We start from the raw sequence: 16,841 nt of genomic DNA, 5'->3' as shown, positions 1-16,841 counted from the left end.
ATTTGTAACATAACAAAAATCCAGAGACAACCTCTGGATTCTTTTTACATATGTTTTAAACGTTCAATCCGTTCTGAGATAGGTGGATGGGTATAAAAGAGTTTTTGGAACCCTCCACCTTTCTTGGGATCATTGATATAAAGTGCGCTGCTGGCATCATCAACGTGGTGATGCATCGGCTCGCTATTATCCAGCTTACGTAGGGCATTAATCATCCCTTGAGGATTGCGCGTCAACTCGACACTGGAAGCATCAGCTAGGAATTCCCTCTGGCGGGAAATAGCTAGTTGCACCAAGGTTGCAGCGAGAGGTGCCAGTACAATAGCTAGAAGAGAAACCACGAGCATAATGATTTCTAAGCCATTTCCATCTCGGTCATCGTCACTTCGTCTGCGACCTGCCCCACCCCACCACATCATACGACCTGCCATACTAGAAAGCATGGTGATAGCACTGGCAAGGGCAACAGCAATCGTCGAAATGCGGATATCATAATTACGAATATGACTAACTTCATGCCCCATAACAGCTTCTAGTTCCTCACGATTCATGATAGCTAGAAGGCCTGAAGTCGCAGCAACTGCCGCATTCTGCGGATTAGAACCTGTCGCAAAGGCATTTAAGGCTGGGTCATCAATGATGAAAACACGTGGCATGGGAATCTGAGCCACCATAGCCATATCTTCCACTACATGGTAGAGGGCTGGTGCCGTTTGCTCATCAACTTCACGCGCGCCATTCATGGACATGACAATCTCTGTCGATTGAAAAATCATGGACAAGGCGTAGATAAAGCCGATAATCAGTGCGATAACCAAACCACCAAGCCCAGACCGCATAAAGAGGTAACCAACTGCATAGCCAACCAGAGTTAAGAGTAGGAAAAATACCAGCAATAAAATCCAGGTTTTTCGTTTATTGCTTGCAATTTGATCAAACAACATCTTAGTCACCTAAACCGCTAAAATCAACTTTAGGAACTGCCTTTTCCTCTTCAGGTGTTTGAAGGAAATCTGCTGCTTTAAATCCAAACATTCCAGCGATAATATTGCTTGGGAAAGTTTCCAATTTTACATTGTAGTTGCTAACAACACTGTTGTAAAGTTGACGAGAGTAAGAAATTTTATTTTCTGTATTGGTCAACTCCTCTTGCAATTTAACAAAGTTGGCACTCGCTTTCAAGTCTGGATAGCTTTCTGCAACTGCAAAAATACCTGAGACTTGACGAGTAAGGGCATCACTAGCTTTCATAGCTTCTGCTGGTGAAGTCGCTGCCGCCACTTGGTTACGCAGTTCTGCCACCTTTTCAAGGGTAGAACCTTCATATTTTGCATAACCTTTTACAGTTTCAATCAAATTTGGCAAGAGGTCATTTCGACGTTTCAACTGAACATCAATCTGGCTCCAAGCCTCCTTGGTTTGCATACGATTTTTAACCAAACCGTTATAGCTAACAATCACAAAAATAACAACAAGAGCCAAAACTCCAAGAATAATCCAAGTCATGATATAAGTCCTTTCTGCTTTTAGATTAGTACCAGTATATCAAATTTTTAATGATTGTGGTAAAATAAGATGATACTAAAGAAGGAAATAAATATGAAACCAGAAACATTTTACAACTTGCTTGCCGAGCAAAATCTTCCGCTTTCGGACCAGCAAAAAAAACAATTTGAACGTTATTTTGAGCTCTTGGTCGAGTGGAATGAGAAGATTAATTTGACAGCTATTACAGATAAGGAAGAAGTTTATCTCAAACATTTTTATGATTCGATTGCACCTATTCTGCAAGGCTTGATTCCCAATGAAAATATCAAACTGCTTGATATCGGAGCTGGGGCAGGATTTCCTAGTCTGCCGATGAAAATTCTCTATCCTCAGCTTGATGTGACTATCATTGATTCTCTAAATAAGCGCATCAACTTCCTCCAACTGTTGGCTCAGGAGCTGGATTTGGACGGAGTTCATTTCTATCATGGACGTGCAGAAGACTTTGCCCAAGACAAAAACTTCCGTGCTCAATATGACTTTGTAACAGCTCGTGCAGTTGCCCGTATGCAGGTCCTATCTGAATTAACTATTCCCTACCTTAAAGTTGGTGGCAAACTATTGGCACTCAAGGCCAGTAATGCACCAGAGGAGTTACTAGAAGCCAAAAATGCTCTCAACCTCCTCTTCAGCAAGGTCGAAGACAATCTCAGCTACGCCCTACCAAATGGAGATCCACGTTACATCACAGTGGTAGAAAAGAAAAAGGAAACACCAAATAAATATCCACGTAAAGCTGGTATGCCCAACAAACGTCCGCTTTAATCTTTTTAGTAAAAAAATATTTACAAAGTTTGTAATTTTTGCTATACTATCACAAGCAAAGGTTTTTAATGTCATCCCGTGAGGTGACGAAGACGCAGAAATATTTGAAACTCTTTAAAGTCTAGATTTTAAAGAAGTCTTACTCTGAGGGCCTATTGCTGTAAAATAATGGGCTCTTTTTTGATGCCCAAAAGTGAGGTTTATATGAAACAAGAATCAACTGTTGATTTGTTACTAGACGTTGACCAACGTCCTTCGGCTGGAAAAGGAATTCTCCTTAGCTTCCAACACGTTTTCGCCATGTTCGGTGCGACCATCTTGGTACCATTGATTTTGGGAATGCCTGTATCTGTTGCCCTTTTTGCTTCAGGTGTTGGAACACTCATCTACATGATCGCAACTGGTTTTAGAGTTCCAGTTTATCTAGGATCATCATTCGCCTTTATCACAGCTATGTCACTGGCTATGAAAGAAATGGGTGGGGATGTATCCGCTGCTCAAACAGGGGTTATCTTGACTGGTTTGGTCTACGTCCTTGTTGCTGCTGGTGTTCGTTTTGCAGGTACAAAATGGATTGATAAACTCTTGCCACCAATCATCATCGGACCTATGATTATCGTTATCGGTCTTGGACTTGCAGGTTCAGCTGTTACAAACGCTGGTCTTGTAGCGGATGGAAATTGGAAAAATGCTCTTGTAGCGGTTGTTACTTTCCTAATTGCTGCCTTTATCAATACAAAAGGAAAAGGCTTCCTACGAATCATTCCTTTCCTCTTTGCCATTATCGGTGGTTACCTCTTCGCTCTAGCTCTTGGGCTAGTTGACTTTACACCAGTTCTTAAAGCTGACTGGTTTGAAATTCCTGGTTTCTACTTGCCATTTAGCACTGGTGGTGCCTTTAAAGAGTACAATCTTTACTTTGGTCCAGAAACTATCGCCATCTTGCCAATCGCTATCGTAACAATTTCTGAACATATCGGAGACCATACTGTTTTGGGTCAAATCTGTGGCCGTCAATTCTTGAAAGAACCAGGTCTTCACCGTACTCTTCTTGGTGACGGTATCGCAACTTCTGTTTCTGCCTTCCTTGGTGGACCAGCCAATACAACTTACGGAGAAAATACAGGGGTTATCGGTATGACTCGTATCGCTTCTGTCTCAGTTATCCGTAACGCTGCCTTCATCGCGATTGCTCTTAGCTTCCTTGGTAAATTCACTGCCTTGATTTCAACTATTCCAAACGCTGTACTTGGTGGTATGTCAATCCTACTCTATGGAGTTATCGCCAGCAACGGTTTGAAAGTCTTGATCAAAGAACGTGTTGATTTTGGTCAAATGCGTAACCTAATCATCGCAAGTGCTATGTTGGTTCTTGGACTTGGAGGAGCTATCCTTAAACTCGGTCCAGTTACCCTTTCAGGTACAGCCCTATCAGCCATGACAGGAATCATCTTGAACTTGATCTTACCATACGAAAATAAAGACTAAGAGTCTAAATACACCTAATCCACTCAGACAACTGAGTGGATTTTTCTGATTCTTAAGTCCCCCAAGCAACCAATAGATAGATCAGGCTAGAACCAAACATATCTGCTAAAGCATGCATGAGAAAAAACGGGAGGAGATTTTTAATTTTATATTTGTATAAGAAATAATAGAATAAGCCATAAACTACACCGATTACCAAAGCCCATACTAATCCTTGATAGGTGTGGAAGGAAATACGAATAATAGTAGAATAAAGCAAAACCAACCACTTGTGTTTTTCCTTCACTGAAGTCAACAAACCTAGAAAGAAAAACTCTTCATAAAATCCATTAAGCAAGGCATAGGCAATCGCTATCGGGCTGAGAGCTAAGAACTTCCTTATTATTTGCGTGAAATCTATATAGGCAAAAAGGTCTGGATTAAAGTAATTATATTTACCAGTGAGAGTTGTAACCAAGTCTCCAAACAGTCCTACTAAAGCAAATATAAATGGAACCCAAAAGATAGTGGACCAATTCCAGCGAATAGGAAGCTGTTTAAAATCATAATTTCGAATCAAAAGATAGAGTAAGGTCACAGTCAGTAATATAGCTTGCAGGGTAAAATTACTAGAATAAGCTGCACCTTCGCTTACAGCCTGTCTAACTGTCCCTACTGTACTTGATGCACCCGTTGGAAACGTATTTGCTAAAAATAGCTCGGTTGAACGAATTATAAACTGACCAAACATTATGATCGTAATAATCACAATATCAAACCATCTCAAGTATTTTAGAGGTTTACATGGATGTATTTTTTTAAAAATATTCATATTTTCTCCAGGTATTCTATACTCATATAAATATTTTAAGAAAAAAGGCTTAAACTTTTATAAAATTTCATTAATTCATTTAGATTCAAAAGCTTTTATTAGTAAAAATAACCCCTCTTTGAGAGTGGTTATCATCTACTTTCATTTTTTTGTTTATTTCTCTAACAATAAATCTTTCAACGAAATCAGAGTTACAGCAAACAATATCATTGCCATACCAAGAAAATCAATAGGATAAAATTGTTCATTCATAATTAGGAAGGCAAAGAAAACTGCCGAAATTGGCTCAATAGAAGCCAACAAGCTTGACTTGACCGGTCCAATCAGACTGGCTCCTTTTAAGAAGGCTGTATAGGCAAAGACAGTCCCGATAAGGATAATGCCCGCAAATGCAAGGAGAAAATCAAGACTAGTTGGGATAGCAGTCTGTAGAACCCCTGTAAAAGGAAGGGCGACTAAACCTGCTATGACCATTCCCACACCAATGAGCAAACTGCTCCCCCACTTCTTAATCAAGGCTATGGGCAAAATGATATACAGTGCGTAAGTCAGAGCAGAAAAGAGACCCCAGAACAGGCCTGCAGGTGTCATGGATAACTGGTCCAACTGCCCATGAGTTGCAATCAGGAAGGTCCCTCCAATGGCTAATATGATGGAAACTATCTCTCCCAGTGTCGGTGCCACCTTATCCTTGATACAGCTATAAATCAAAATCCCGACAGGACAAACATACTGAAGCACCGTCGCGGTTCCTGCATTGGTCTCCTGAATAGCAGTTAGATAGGCAAATTGATTGAGGAAGAGACCAATTAGAGCAAAAATGAGAAGAGACAGTAAACTCTTTCTATCATTTAAAAAGGCCAGCATTCTATCCTTTGCAGTAGCATAAGTCAAGACCATGAGAATCCCACCAGCGATTAAAAGACGCAAGTTGGTCAAAACCAGAGCCGAAATTCCGTGTGCCATCAGGTATTGGCCACTCGTTCCTGACAAGCCCCAAGCAATCCCAGCCACAACTGTTAATAGAGTCCCTTTTAAACTGTTTGACATGTCTCTCCTTACTCTTCTTTGCGAATCAAGTCCATCACTTGATTGCGGTCTACAATCCATTGAGCCCTCTCATCCTTTTCATAGGTACGATTCGATAGGAAAATAGCCGCTTCTTGCTTCTGGCGATTCCACATGATAAAGGTACCTGTATAGCCCGTATGGTCTAGCCAATCTCCTTCCAAATTCCAGGCCAAAGAACGTTCCTTGTCATCCAAAGGAGAAAAATTTTGACTCAAATCTCTTGCAAAATCATCTGATAAATAGTGTTCTAAAAAGATTTGTAGATCCTTTACAGTCGAAAATAAACCAGCACTACCAGCATGTCTGCCCAGGAGACGAGCCTTGGGATCATGTACCACACCTGCCTCGACACCTCTAACTGTTGGAACAGCAAGCTCAACAGGCCCAAACTGGGTATCCGCCATTCCCCAAGGTTTCCAGACTTGCTCCTGTAAAATCACATCCAAGTCTTGATTAAAGATTCTTTCCAAAATAAAACCCAACAGCAAAAAATGGACATCCGAATAAAGAAAGGCTGGCTGACTTCGTCTGTTAAGATGAAACATCGCTTCCTTTAATTCAGGTGCTGTTAAAAGATCACGATTGGGAATAAAAGGATCAAGGTCTGTAGCGTGAGTCAAGAGCTGGCGAATAGTGATGTCTGGATAATCACTCTCAGCTAAAAAATCTGTTACCGGTCTATCAATATCTAATTGACCTTTTTCCCACAAGAAGGTAAAAACAGTGCCAACTCCAACAACCTTGCTAACACTGGCTAGGTCGTAAACTAGTCCTGCCTCAGTATCCAAGCCATGTTCTGGGTCACTATGTCCTACATAGATCTCCGTCCATTGATGGTCCTTAAAATACGCAAAAGAGGCTCCGGGATAAATCCCTGCCTCGATTTGTTCTTCTATTTTTTTAATAATCTTGGTCCACTTCATACTTTTTCAAACCACAATTCAACATTATTTCTATCTTTACCAAGGAAGAATTTTTCAGACTTAGGAATAAAATATTCAGTAGACTCAAACTTCTGGCGAAGACTTGCTATATCTAGTTCATTGACCAAGAACTTGAGCATAGATAAGTCCCAAGTAGCCGTATTGTCCACAGTCAAATCTTGACCCTGAGCTGGGATAAAATCAAGTGATGTCCCAATTTCAGATAGTTCCAAAAAACTATCTACATCCGTTGGGAGGTGTAATTCCATAGAAATTTCAAATTTACTTAAAGAAATTGACTCCAGATCTGTTTGAAATTCTGGCTTTTCTCCTACTTCTACTAGACTTGCTCTGTCATCTTCCGCATGAATCAAAATCAAATCATCTTCGGGTGAAAAAATCTCAAAAGCGTAGCCATTTTTACCTTTATATAATTGATGAATCGAATCTGTTTTAGCTAATAAGGCCTCGATTTCTAAGGGATTTTCTACCTTGACAATCAATCTAGCTAGTTTTTTTCTTCCCTCTACCTTACGAGTGCGCATACTTGGAGCTTCTTCTAAAACCAGCTTTTCTAGACCTGTTTGATCACCTAGTGACAGAAAGGCTGACTCTTCTAACAAGGCCTTCATGCCAAGGGTTTCTATATAAAATGTTTCATTTAATTTTCTATTATTAACTTTTAAAGTAGGAATAATCCGTACAATTTGATTTACATTCATAAATTCCTCCAACTCTTTTATTTTAAAGGATTTTAGAATTTTTTACAAGAAATTATGCTCAGATTTAGCTTTTTTTCGTAAAATTTCATCTAAAAAACCGAGGATTTCCTCGGTTTCAATTTCTTATAGGTAAAGGAATTTGAAGATAGCTACTGCGGCAATTGCTGCTGCGATCGGTGCTACTACTGGTACCCAAGAGTACCACCATTTTGAATCACCTTTGTGCTCACCAAGAACTGATTTTGGAAGGAAAGCATGAAGGAGACGTGGTCCCAAGTCACGGGCTGGGTTCAAGGCAGGTCCTGTAGGTCCACCAAGTGATGTTACCAAGGCCATAACTAGGAAACCTACTGCCAAGTGAGCAATTCCAAGACCAGATGTCATAAATGGTGCTACTTGTTCTTTAGCTTGGTCAAGTGCTGCTGTTACTTGTTCTTGAGGAATGGTTTGACCTTGAGTAGTTGCTTGTGCAACTTGAGCATTAATAGCCGCTTGTGCTTTTGATACTAGTTCAGCACCAAAGAAGTTTTTAGTCATTCCAAGAGCTGCAAAGAAAAGAACAAATGAACCAACAAACTCATTTACAAAACCATTAACAGTTGCTGCAAAATGTGATTCTTTTGTACCATTATCCAAACTTGAAATTGTTGAGAAAGTACCCAAGATGTTGTTTGGATTTTCAGTTTTCAAGTAGTATGGGCGGTGTGTTGCCACAACCAAGGCTTGACCAAAGATAGCACCCAAAACTTGTGCAAGGATATAAGGCGCTACCTGTGCCCAAGGGAAGAGACCGCTGATTGCAAGTCCAAGAGTGAAGGCTGGGTTGATGTGGTTACCTGATACGTTACCAAACATCAAAGCTGGAATCATAACCCCCATACCGTAACCAACAGCGATAACGAGCCAGCCACTTTGGTGACCTTTCGTACCTTTAAGTTCAACGTTAGCAACTGCACCATTACCAAGAATGATCAAAATAGCAGTTCCCAAGAATTCAGTGGCATATTTAATTGCCCATGTAAAATCCATTTGATAGATTCTCCTTAAAATTTTTTAGACAATCCTTATTCTATCAATTTTTATATCTTTTAGCAATATGTTTTCTAAAAGAATATATGAGAAAGCGGTTTTATTTCTTATAAAAAACAAAAGGATTAAGGGAGTAATTTTCCTTAATCCGAAAGTTCTTATTCTTGACGTTGTCCGAAATCTGCAATCATTTGCTCCATTTCTTGTCGACTCGGAGTTGTCAGCATATACAGGTAATCCCCTTGAAGTTCCGCAAAGGCTGCAGGCATGATTTTTTTAACCTTGAACTGATGACTGTATTTGGCAAGCAAGTCCTCCTCAGAATAGACATAGTGAGCATTCGCACGACGGGATGTAGCTAAACAAAACTGAGGTTCAAATTCTGACGCTGGGAACTCTTCTCCTGCGACAATAGCTGCATATCCACGATAGAGGTCCAAGGAATGAGCAAAGTTATAAACATCAATGGTAAAACCACCTGCAGGACGGTTATTGTACTCAATAGCAATGTAGTCGTCCCCTTCGCGGAAAAACTCAATATGGAAGAACCGTTCTTTCATACCAAATTCTTTGACAATTGCCTCACCATATTTACGTAATTTAGGATCCATATCCTTGAGAACGTAATAAGAATTGTCCATCTTGTAAATCATGAGATCAAGCGGTGTATAGGCGTAGTCAAAGGTCGTTGAGAAGACAATCTTTCCATCCTTATCCACTAAACCATCAAAGGTGCAAATTTCGCTGGAAGTGACAAATTTTTCAAAGAAATAAACGGTCGAATGGTCCCATTCTTGCTTGAAGTGATTGATATCGTCTTCTGTTTCAAGCTTAAAGGTGGCGGCTGCTCCCACTCCATTGTCAGGTTTTGCAATCATTGGAAGGCCGATTTCATTCACAGCTTGATCCACATCTGCTTCCGTCTTGATAACAGCTCCAGGTACCACGGGGACACCTGCTTTTTTGAACAATTTCTTCATTTCAGACTTAAATTTAGTCTTTTTGAGGTCTTCTGGTTTGGCACCAAAGACATTAAATTGTTCTCTGAGTGTTGCATCCAGCTCAAGCCAGTATTCATTATGGGACTCGATGCGATCGATAGGACCATGCTTGTAGAAAAGAAATGCAACTGCACGCTTGACTTCGTCTACATTTTCAAGATTATCAACACGGAAATACTCAGTCAGGCTAATGCGTAAGGGCTCATCCAATTGCTCGTAAGGTTCTTGGCCAATTCCCAAGACTGTGATGCCTTTATTAGCTAGTTCAATAGTAAACTGTTGAAAGTTTTGCGGATAGTAGGGAGAAATAACAAGGTAATTCATAGGTCACTCCTTTTATAAATAGAGATTGCCGAGGAAATAAGGCATTTGTTTGCGCCACCATTCCCAGTCGTGGGCGACATCGTGTCCCCATTCAGCAAACCAGGCTGGAATTTGTTTCTGGTCAAAGGCTTCTTTAAGCTTGTAAAAGGATGGTAGACCGTCTTGTTCCCAGGCACCAAGACCCGTACACAGCACAATCTCTGCCTGACGATAACGGTCAATAAACCAGCCGTCGTTCTGGTTCCAGATATAATCTACTGGCGAGTTTTGGTAAATAGCATCGTCATTGTAGTAATCGCCGACAAAGAAACGTGCATCGTAAACACCACTAAGAGCAATCACCTTTGTAAAAACATCTGGATGCTGGAGGAAGAAATTGACAGCATGGTAGGCGCCCATGGAGCAACCTGTCGTCATCATGCCATCAAACCAACCTGTCTTATGCTTGATAAAAGGAATGGCCTCCTCAATCACATAGCGCTCATAGGCACGATGCATCTCCGCCTGATCGTGACCGTTTTTCCAAGTGGCCAACCAGCTCTCACTGTCTACACTGGATAGGGTAAAGAACTGGACACGACCTTCCTCTATAAAGGAAGAACAGGCATCAATCATGCCAAAATCATAGTATTCGTTGTGACTACCACCTGATGAAGCAAAAACCACAACTGGAATCCCAGCATGACCATAACGGTTAAGGTACATTTCACGGTTAAGGTTGCCACTCCAGTGGCTAAGATGTTCAATATGCATATTTTCTCCTTTCTTACTTTACCAGTTTTCTGCAAAAAATCTCAGACAGTCTGGTAAATTTTCAGACCAAGGGATTTCACTATGGATGGCACCAGACTGAACTTTTAAGACAAGATTATCCAAATGAACTCCCCCTGCTATCAAATCATGGTAATAGCGAAGAGACGAATCGATATAGGCTTGTTTGATATTACCAGCCATCAGGGTCTTGTCCGTATCATCTGCTTCTTCTGTTCCAACATAGATAAAGATACGCTGGTCAGGCGATAGTTTCTTGCGCTCGATATAGCGATTAAAAGCTTCTTGATGGAGCCAGTTAGCAGATGAAAAGACACCTAGACAACCAATTTGATTTTGGTATTCCAAACCGATAAACTGGGTAATATTCCCTCCTAATGAGGAACCAATCATGGCTGTATGCTGGCGGTCTGCTTTTGTACGATAAGTTTCATCGATAAAAGGCTTGACCACCTCCATGACAAACTCGGCATACTCCACACCCTTACCGCCAAACTGCTGCCCTGGGATAGGAGATTCTTGGAACTTCCAAGCCGCATACTCATTCATCCGCCCCATACCATCATTGTCAATGGCAACGACAATCATGCGACTGATGTCAGGATTACGCTTAATAGCTGGGATAATCTTCCATGAATGGCCAATAAAGGACTCTTTACTATAAAAAACATTTTGCCCATCATGAAAGTAAACAACAGGATAGGAGCGGTCCGTGTCTTTCTCATAATCTTTAGGAAGAAGAACACGTACACGGCGCTCCTTACCAGTGTAAGGAACTTTGAGTTTGTGTTCTTTCATTTTTAAATAAAAGTAGGATTGATTCATTGTCAGAAAACTCTCTATATTCAAAATTTTATCTCATTATATCACAATTATAGAAAAAAAGTTAGTTTTGATTCCATTTTTGGAATTAAAAACTAACTTTTTCATCTATTTTTCTAAATTCTTCTGGATTTTCTGATTAGAGCAAATTATCAATCAAGTCATCCACTTCATCTTTTTCAGCTTGAGGTGTAATCTCAGTAATCATAATTCCAGCCACAGCTCGCTCAACTAAACCTTCAACATCCATGCGAGTTTCATACTGCTCCGCATTCTTAATCTTAGGATTTGTTTTCGGACGATCTGGCGCAAAAATCGTACAACAGTCTTCAAACGGTTGGATTGAAATGTCAAAGGTATCGATTTCCTGGGCGATATCAATGATTTCCAACTTATCCATGGTTACAACTGGGCGGATGATGGGAGTGTTGGTAACGGCATTGATAGCCTGCATGCTTTCAAGGGTTTGGCTGGCTACTTGACCTAGACTTTCCCCATTGATGATAACTAAACCATTTCGTACCTCACGAATACGATCTGTAATCCGCATCATAAAGCGACGAGTTAGAGTCATCAAATAAGCTTCTGGCGCTTTAGCCTTGATTTCCTCTTGAATCTCTGTAAAAGGAACTTCGATAAACTGGATATTGCCGCCAAACTTGGTTAATTTACGGGTCAAATCTTGGGCTTTTTTAAGAGCACCAGGACTCGTGTATGGTGGACTGGCAAAGTGAACAGCCTCAATATCCACCCCACGCTTCAGTGCAAGATAACCTGCTACAGGTGAGTCAATCCCTCCTGACAACATAAGCATCCCTTTACCTGAAGTTCCAACTGGCAAACCACCAGCCCCACGAATAGTTTCATAAGAAAGATAGGCTGCTTCTTCACGGATCTCCACCTGAAGATTGATGTCAGGACTTTTCATTTGAGCTTGCACATTTGGAATGGCTTCGAAAACAGCTCCTCCAAGTGTTTGGTTGAGTTGACGACTATCCAACTCAAAGTTGTGGTCGCTACGCTTGCTAGAAATTTTAAAGGTCATGCCATCCTTGTAGATGTCCTGCATAATCTCTTGGACAGAAGACTTCAGAACTTCTACAGATTTTTCAACCTTATAAACAGGGGAAAAGTTTTGAATTCCAAAAACTTGTTTGAGCGATTCTGCTACTGCTGTGTAATCTGCTCCATTGAGGTAAGCGTGGGCACGGTCGCGATCTGCTGTTACCTTAACTTGGGGATAGATAGACAAAACGTCTGAAATATTATTGCGAAGTTTATTGATGAAACGCATACGATTTTTACCCTTGGTTGACAACTCTCCGTAGCGAATCATAATTTCTGAATATTGCATGAATGCTCCTATCTTACTTTTCTAGTTTGATTGTAAATCAATTTTAACTTGGTCAAAAACTGCTCGACCTGACTCATATCATTTTCAAGGTCTAGGCTAAGACGCACAGCTGACTGGGCCTTATCTTTATCCACTCCCATGGCAATCAGGGTTCCTGCAGGTTTCCCGGCCTTGGATGAACAAGCAGAGGTCGTTGAGATGAAAATATCATAGTCTTCAAAGGCGTGAACAATGACTTCACCACGAACACCCTTGATTCCAAAAGTCAGAATATGAGGTGCGAATTCTTCCTCATCTGAGAAGATAAAAATATCTGGGTAGTCCAGAAGGGCTTGGCGAATCACTGCCTTCATCTGTCCTATCTTACTCGTAAAGAAATCTAGCTTTTCCATGGACAAACGGAGAGCCTTGGCTGTCGCTGCAATCCCTGCCACATTTTCAGTTGTCGAGCGATAATCACGTTCCTGACCACCACCTGTTAAAAGAGGCGTAATCTTCTTGCCATACTTGATATAGACAAAACCAACACCACGAACTCCGTGGAACTTGTGACCAGAGAAAGTCGCAAAATCCACTCGTTCTGTCAGATACTTTTCAGTCGGAATTTTGGCAAGTGCCTGAACTGCATCAACGTGGAAGGAAATAGTTGGTTTGTCTGCTAACAGTTCTGAAATAGCCTCAATGGGCTGAACAGAGCCAATTTCGTTGTTAACTGCCATGATGGAAACGAGGGTCGTATCAGGTCTTATCAAATCTGCTAGCGCCTCAACATCCACAAATCCTTTCTCATCAACTGGAGCAAAATCCACTTCAAATCCTTGACTTTTCAACCAGAGAGCTGACTCTTTGACTGCTGGATGTTCAATGGCTGATACGATGATGTGCTTGCCAAATTGAGCTTTTTCAAAGGCCACACCCTTGATGACCCAGTTATCTCCTTCTGTCCCACCAGAAGTAAAGAAGATTTCATCGCTTTTCTTACCAATTAAATCTGCAATCTGTTGGCGAGAAGCATCTAAGATTCGTGTTGCCTGGTCCCCTAAACGATGAAGACTAGATGGATTTCCTAAAATTTTTGAAGCCACCTGCATATAAGTTTCAAGGGCTTCAGGATAAGGCTTGGTCGTCGCCGAATTATCAAAGTAAATCATGTTTTCTCACGCTTTCTAAAATCACTTCTTCTATTGTATCATGAAACGGAGCTTGCGACAAGAAAGGGCAATTCCTCTTTTTTTAAGATTTTTTTAAAGAAATACGGTATAATAAATTTTAGTTAAAGGAGAGAATGTATGTCTAATTATCGTAGAACTTCAAAACCAAAAACAGAACACATCAAAAAAGGCTTTACGGTCTTTCAAAAAACCGTTGCTACTATCGGTAGTATTCTCGGCTTGATTACCGCAAGCATCACTATCATGAACGCCTTGGATAATAACAAAAATACTAAAAAAGAACCTACGACAAGCCAGACGACAACAATTGTCAAAGAAATTCAAAAGGAATCCCCTCAGGAAAACACTAGTCCTAATAAGGAAAATAACACTTCTCAAGAAAAACCACAACAAGAAGAAACACCAAAATCCAGCGTCAAGGAAGAGAAAAAAGAAGAGCAGAAAGCAGCAACTCAGGAATCTACTACTCCTGCTCCAAGTAAATCTACTACTGAAAATGAAAAACAGTCCAATACTCCAAATTCAGAAAATAATACCAATCAATAGCCAGTAAAATAGCTTCCTTCCAAACTTGGAAAGAAGCTATTTTTTTATTGTTGCAATACTTTTCTTGGTTTGGTACCTTCAGCTGGACCAATGACTCCTGCCATTTCGAGTTCTTCCATAAGGCGGGTCGCACGGTTAAATCCAACTGATAAACGACGCTGAATCATGGACGCACTAGCTTTCTGGGTCTCAATGACCAAAGCTTTGGCTTCTTCAAAAAGCGGATCTCCACCAGTTTCACCATCTGAAAATTCACCTTCATTTTCAGAAACCTCACCTGGATCAAAACTCTCATCGTAGTCCGCATCAGCCTGAGCCTTAATGAAGTTTACGATACGTTCGACATCATCATCCGAGATAAAGGAGCCTTGGAGACGAACTGGATGATTTTCATCAATTGGTTTAAAGAGCATATCTCCACGTCCAAGCAGTTTCTCAGCTCCATTTTCATCTAAAATAGTACGGGAGTCTGTTCCTGATGAAACTGCGAAAGCGACACGAGATGGGACATTGGCCTTGATCAGACCAGAAATGACGTCAACGGATGGACGCTGGGTTGCAAGAATCATGTGGATACCTGCAGCACGCGCCTTCTGTCCGAGACGAATGATAGCATCTTCCACTTCCTTGCTGGCTACCATCATAAGGTCAGCCAACTCATCCACAATTACAACAATGAGTGGTAGCGGAACCTGCTTGTACTCAGACTGAGCATTAAACTCTTCTACCTTGGCATTAAAACCTGCAATATTCCGAACTCCCACCTTGGCAAAGAGTTCATAACGATTTTCCATTTCATCCACGACCTTTTGCAAAGCCTTGCTGGCCTTACGTGGATTGGTCACGACTGGAATCAAGAGGTGGGGAATATCATTGTAAACAGACAACTCAACCATCTTGGGATCGACCATCATAAATTTAACTTGGTCAGGTCTCGCCTTCATGAGGATGCTAGCGATAATGCCGTTAACAGCTACTGACTTCCCTGAACCCGTTGAACCTGCAACTAGCAAGTGGGGCATCTTGGAAAGGTCAAAAGCTCTTGCGGTGCCATTAACTGCCTTTCCTAGAGGAATTTCTAAGAGATTTTCTGCTTTCGTTTGAGATTGTTCCCATAATTCACGGAAAGACACAGTCGCAATCTCAGAATTGGGCACTTCGATACCGACTAGGGATTTCCCAGGGATTGGTGCTTCAATACGGACATCCTTGGCCGCCAAGGCTAGAGCGAGGTCATCTGCGAGATTGGAAATGCGGTTGACCCGTACACCCACTGCAGGCTTGACTTCATACTTGGTCACTGACGGTCCAATTTCAGCCCGTTCAACCGTTACCTTGATACCAAAGCTAGCAAAGGTTTCTTCTAGGATTTTGATATTTTCCCGAACGATTTTTTTCTCTTTAGACTGGTCTTTAGGTTTATCAGGGGCAAAGAGTTGTAAGCTTGGAAGTTTATATTCAAGAGCCTCCTTGGCTGAGAAATCGACCTGAACATCTTCATCATCAGAGCCATCTTCCTGTTCAGCGAATTCATGTTCAGCTTGAGGCAGGATGATTTCTGGTTCCACCCACTCTTCTTCTGGAACAGGAGGAACGTCAAGCACAACATCATCAGTCAGAATTTCACCCGTTTCCATATCAACAGGAGGCATATCGAGTAAGGCTTTTTCAGCCTCTTCTTTTTCTAATCTAGCCTCTTCCTCAGCCTTTTGGCGAGCTTTTTCTTCTTGTTTGACAAAACGTTCCTCTTTTCGACGCTCATGCCCTTCCCGCCATTTGGCAAAGCCTTTACTGCAAAATTCAGCAATATCGTAAACAGACCAAGGACTGACTAGGAGGGCACCCACTAAAATCAAGATAGAACCAATAAAGTAAGTACCGATATTTGAGAAGAGAAAGGCTGTTGGCACATAGAGTCCAACACCAATCAAGCCTCCACCAGCAAAACTGGTCGTTCGAAAACCAGTCAGATCAGTCACAACCTGAGCCATAGTCCCTTTTAAAACCGACTTGTCCAAACCATATTTCCAAACTAAGTAGGCCTCAAAAATCAAGAGTAAGCCCGCAAATATAGTGAAAAAGCCAGATAGAAGCCCTTCCTGTTTTCGTATCCACTTGAAAAAGAAGAGGTAGAGCAGGATACCAAATATTGTCAGATAAGCTAGGCTACCCACCAGCAAGCGAATTAAATTGTAAAGGGTGATACCTGCAGCCCCTAATTTGAAGGCTGCGAAAATCAATAAAAACGCGATTCCCAACGAAATCAACATCCGTTGAATCGCTTCTTTTCTTTCGAGTTCTGCTTTTGACGGTCTTCGTCTTGTTTTACTTGTATTCTTGTTTGCCATTCTTCTATTATACCATATTTCACAGGCATTTCGGAAAAGGTCAATATTCTCCTTGGATAGTTCAGTATTAAGAGATTCAAATAAAATTTTCTTATCCATAGTTTCCCTCTCTAAGCAATTTCAGAACATCTTTTTAATAGCCTTTA

Annotated in this window: 16 protein-coding genes; 3 read left to right on the top strand and 13 right to left on the bottom strand. The window is 41.1% G+C overall.

Annotated elements, in window-relative coordinates; all coding sequences use genetic code 11:
* Window positions 1–44: 44 nt before the first annotated feature.
* Together htpX and B7696_RS08265 are read right to left on the bottom strand one after the other, a co-directional pair.
* Window positions 45–944: a zinc metalloprotease HtpX gene (htpX, locus tag B7696_RS08270; protein WP_084863160.1), complete on the bottom strand. Its 900-nt coding sequence runs from the start codon at window positions 942–944 to the stop codon at window positions 45–47.
* A gap of 1 nt (window position 945) precedes the next feature.
* Entirely contained in the window at window positions 946–1,506 is a 561-nt protein-coding gene (locus B7696_RS08265; RefSeq protein WP_000219846.1) for a LemA family protein, read from the bottom strand.
* A gap of 93 nt (window positions 1,507–1,599) precedes the next feature.
* Here B7696_RS08265 and rsmG point away from each other — a divergent pair, with 93 nt between their 5' ends.
* Both rsmG and B7696_RS08255 read left to right on the top strand, forming a co-directional pair.
* Complete coding sequence (gene rsmG / locus B7696_RS08260) at window positions 1,600–2,313, top strand: 16S rRNA (guanine(527)-N(7))-methyltransferase RsmG (protein WP_084863158.1); 714 nt, start codon at window positions 1,600–1,602, stop codon at window positions 2,311–2,313.
* Window positions 2,314–2,517: 204 nt separating this feature from the next.
* Entirely contained in the window at window positions 2,518–3,801 is a 1,284-nt protein-coding gene (locus B7696_RS08255; protein ID WP_192856303.1) for a uracil-xanthine permease family protein, read from the top strand.
* Window positions 3,802–3,853: 52 nt separating this feature from the next.
* Here the strand turns inward: B7696_RS08255 and B7696_RS08250 are convergent, their stop codons facing one another.
* The 10 genes from B7696_RS08250 to B7696_RS08205 all read right to left on the bottom strand — a co-directional run bounded on the left by B7696_RS08250 (window position 3,854) and on the right by B7696_RS08205 (window position 13,780).
* Window positions 3,854–4,612 carry a CPBP family intramembrane glutamic endopeptidase gene (locus B7696_RS08250; RefSeq protein ID WP_084863154.1) on the bottom strand — a complete coding sequence of 253 codons (759 nt, stop codon included), beginning with the start codon at window positions 4,610–4,612 and terminating at the stop codon, window positions 3,854–3,856.
* A gap of 153 nt (window positions 4,613–4,765) precedes the next feature.
* Window positions 4,766–5,662: a DMT family transporter gene (locus tag B7696_RS08245; protein ID WP_004258340.1), complete on the bottom strand. Its 897-nt coding sequence runs from the start codon at window positions 5,660–5,662 to the stop codon at window positions 4,766–4,768.
* A gap of 8 nt (window positions 5,663–5,670) precedes the next feature.
* Window positions 5,671–6,606 carry a serine hydrolase domain-containing protein gene (locus B7696_RS08240; RefSeq protein ID WP_084863152.1) on the bottom strand — a complete coding sequence of 312 codons (936 nt, stop codon included), beginning with the start codon at window positions 6,604–6,606 and terminating at the stop codon, window positions 5,671–5,673.
* Entirely contained in the window at window positions 6,603–7,328 is a 726-nt protein-coding gene (locus tag B7696_RS08235) for a CppA family protein (RefSeq protein ID WP_084863150.1), read from the bottom strand. Before B7696_RS08235 ends, B7696_RS08240 begins: the two co-directional genes overlap by 4 nt.
* Before the next feature lie 123 nt (window positions 7,329–7,451).
* A complete protein-coding gene (gene gla / locus B7696_RS08230; protein WP_084863148.1) occupies window positions 7,452–8,357 on the bottom strand; it encodes an aquaglyceroporin Gla in 906 nt (301 codons plus the stop codon).
* Window positions 8,358–8,515: 158 nt separating this feature from the next.
* Window positions 8,516–9,682, bottom strand: a complete 1,167-nt coding sequence (locus tag B7696_RS08225) for an ATP-grasp domain-containing protein (RefSeq protein ID WP_049516565.1) — start codon at window positions 9,680–9,682, stop codon at window positions 8,516–8,518.
* 12 nt (window positions 9,683–9,694) lie between these two features.
* Window positions 9,695–10,435: an esterase family protein gene (locus tag B7696_RS08220; protein ID WP_084863146.1), complete on the bottom strand. Its 741-nt coding sequence runs from the start codon at window positions 10,433–10,435 to the stop codon at window positions 9,695–9,697.
* Between the two features lie 18 nt (window positions 10,436–10,453).
* Window positions 10,454–11,278, bottom strand: a complete 825-nt coding sequence (locus B7696_RS08215) for an alpha/beta hydrolase (RefSeq protein WP_084863144.1) — start codon at window positions 11,276–11,278, stop codon at window positions 10,454–10,456.
* A gap of 136 nt (window positions 11,279–11,414) precedes the next feature.
* The gene (thiI, locus tag B7696_RS08210; RefSeq protein WP_084863143.1) at window positions 11,415–12,629 is read right to left on the bottom strand and encodes a tRNA uracil 4-sulfurtransferase ThiI; all 1,215 of its coding nucleotides are present in this window, start codon (window positions 12,627–12,629) and stop codon (window positions 11,415–11,417) included.
* A gap of 8 nt (window positions 12,630–12,637) precedes the next feature.
* On the bottom strand, window positions 12,638–13,780 hold the full coding sequence (locus tag B7696_RS08205; RefSeq protein WP_084863141.1) for a cysteine desulfurase family protein: 1,143 nt from the start codon (window positions 13,778–13,780) through the stop codon (window positions 12,638–12,640).
* Between the two features lie 138 nt (window positions 13,781–13,918).
* Here B7696_RS08205 and B7696_RS08200 point away from each other — a divergent pair, with 138 nt between their 5' ends.
* On the top strand, window positions 13,919–14,347 hold the full coding sequence (locus B7696_RS08200; protein WP_070842729.1) for a DUF6556 family protein: 429 nt from the start codon (window positions 13,919–13,921) through the stop codon (window positions 14,345–14,347).
* Between the two features lie 44 nt (window positions 14,348–14,391).
* On the opposite strand, the gene B7696_RS08195 is transcribed toward B7696_RS08200, so the two are convergent.
* Window positions 14,392–16,695 carry a DNA translocase FtsK gene (locus B7696_RS08195; protein ID WP_084863519.1) on the bottom strand — a complete coding sequence of 768 codons (2,304 nt, stop codon included), beginning with the start codon at window positions 16,693–16,695 and terminating at the stop codon, window positions 14,392–14,394.
* Window positions 16,696–16,841: the final 146 nt, after the last annotated feature.

It is taken from the genome of Streptococcus mitis, from assembly GCF_002096815.1.
In the GTDB taxonomy this organism is placed as follows: domain Bacteria; phylum Bacillota; class Bacilli; order Lactobacillales; family Streptococcaceae; genus Streptococcus; species Streptococcus mitis_AD.
Note: the sequence above shows the minus strand (reverse complement) of the source record. Positions and strands in the feature narration are given on the sequence as shown.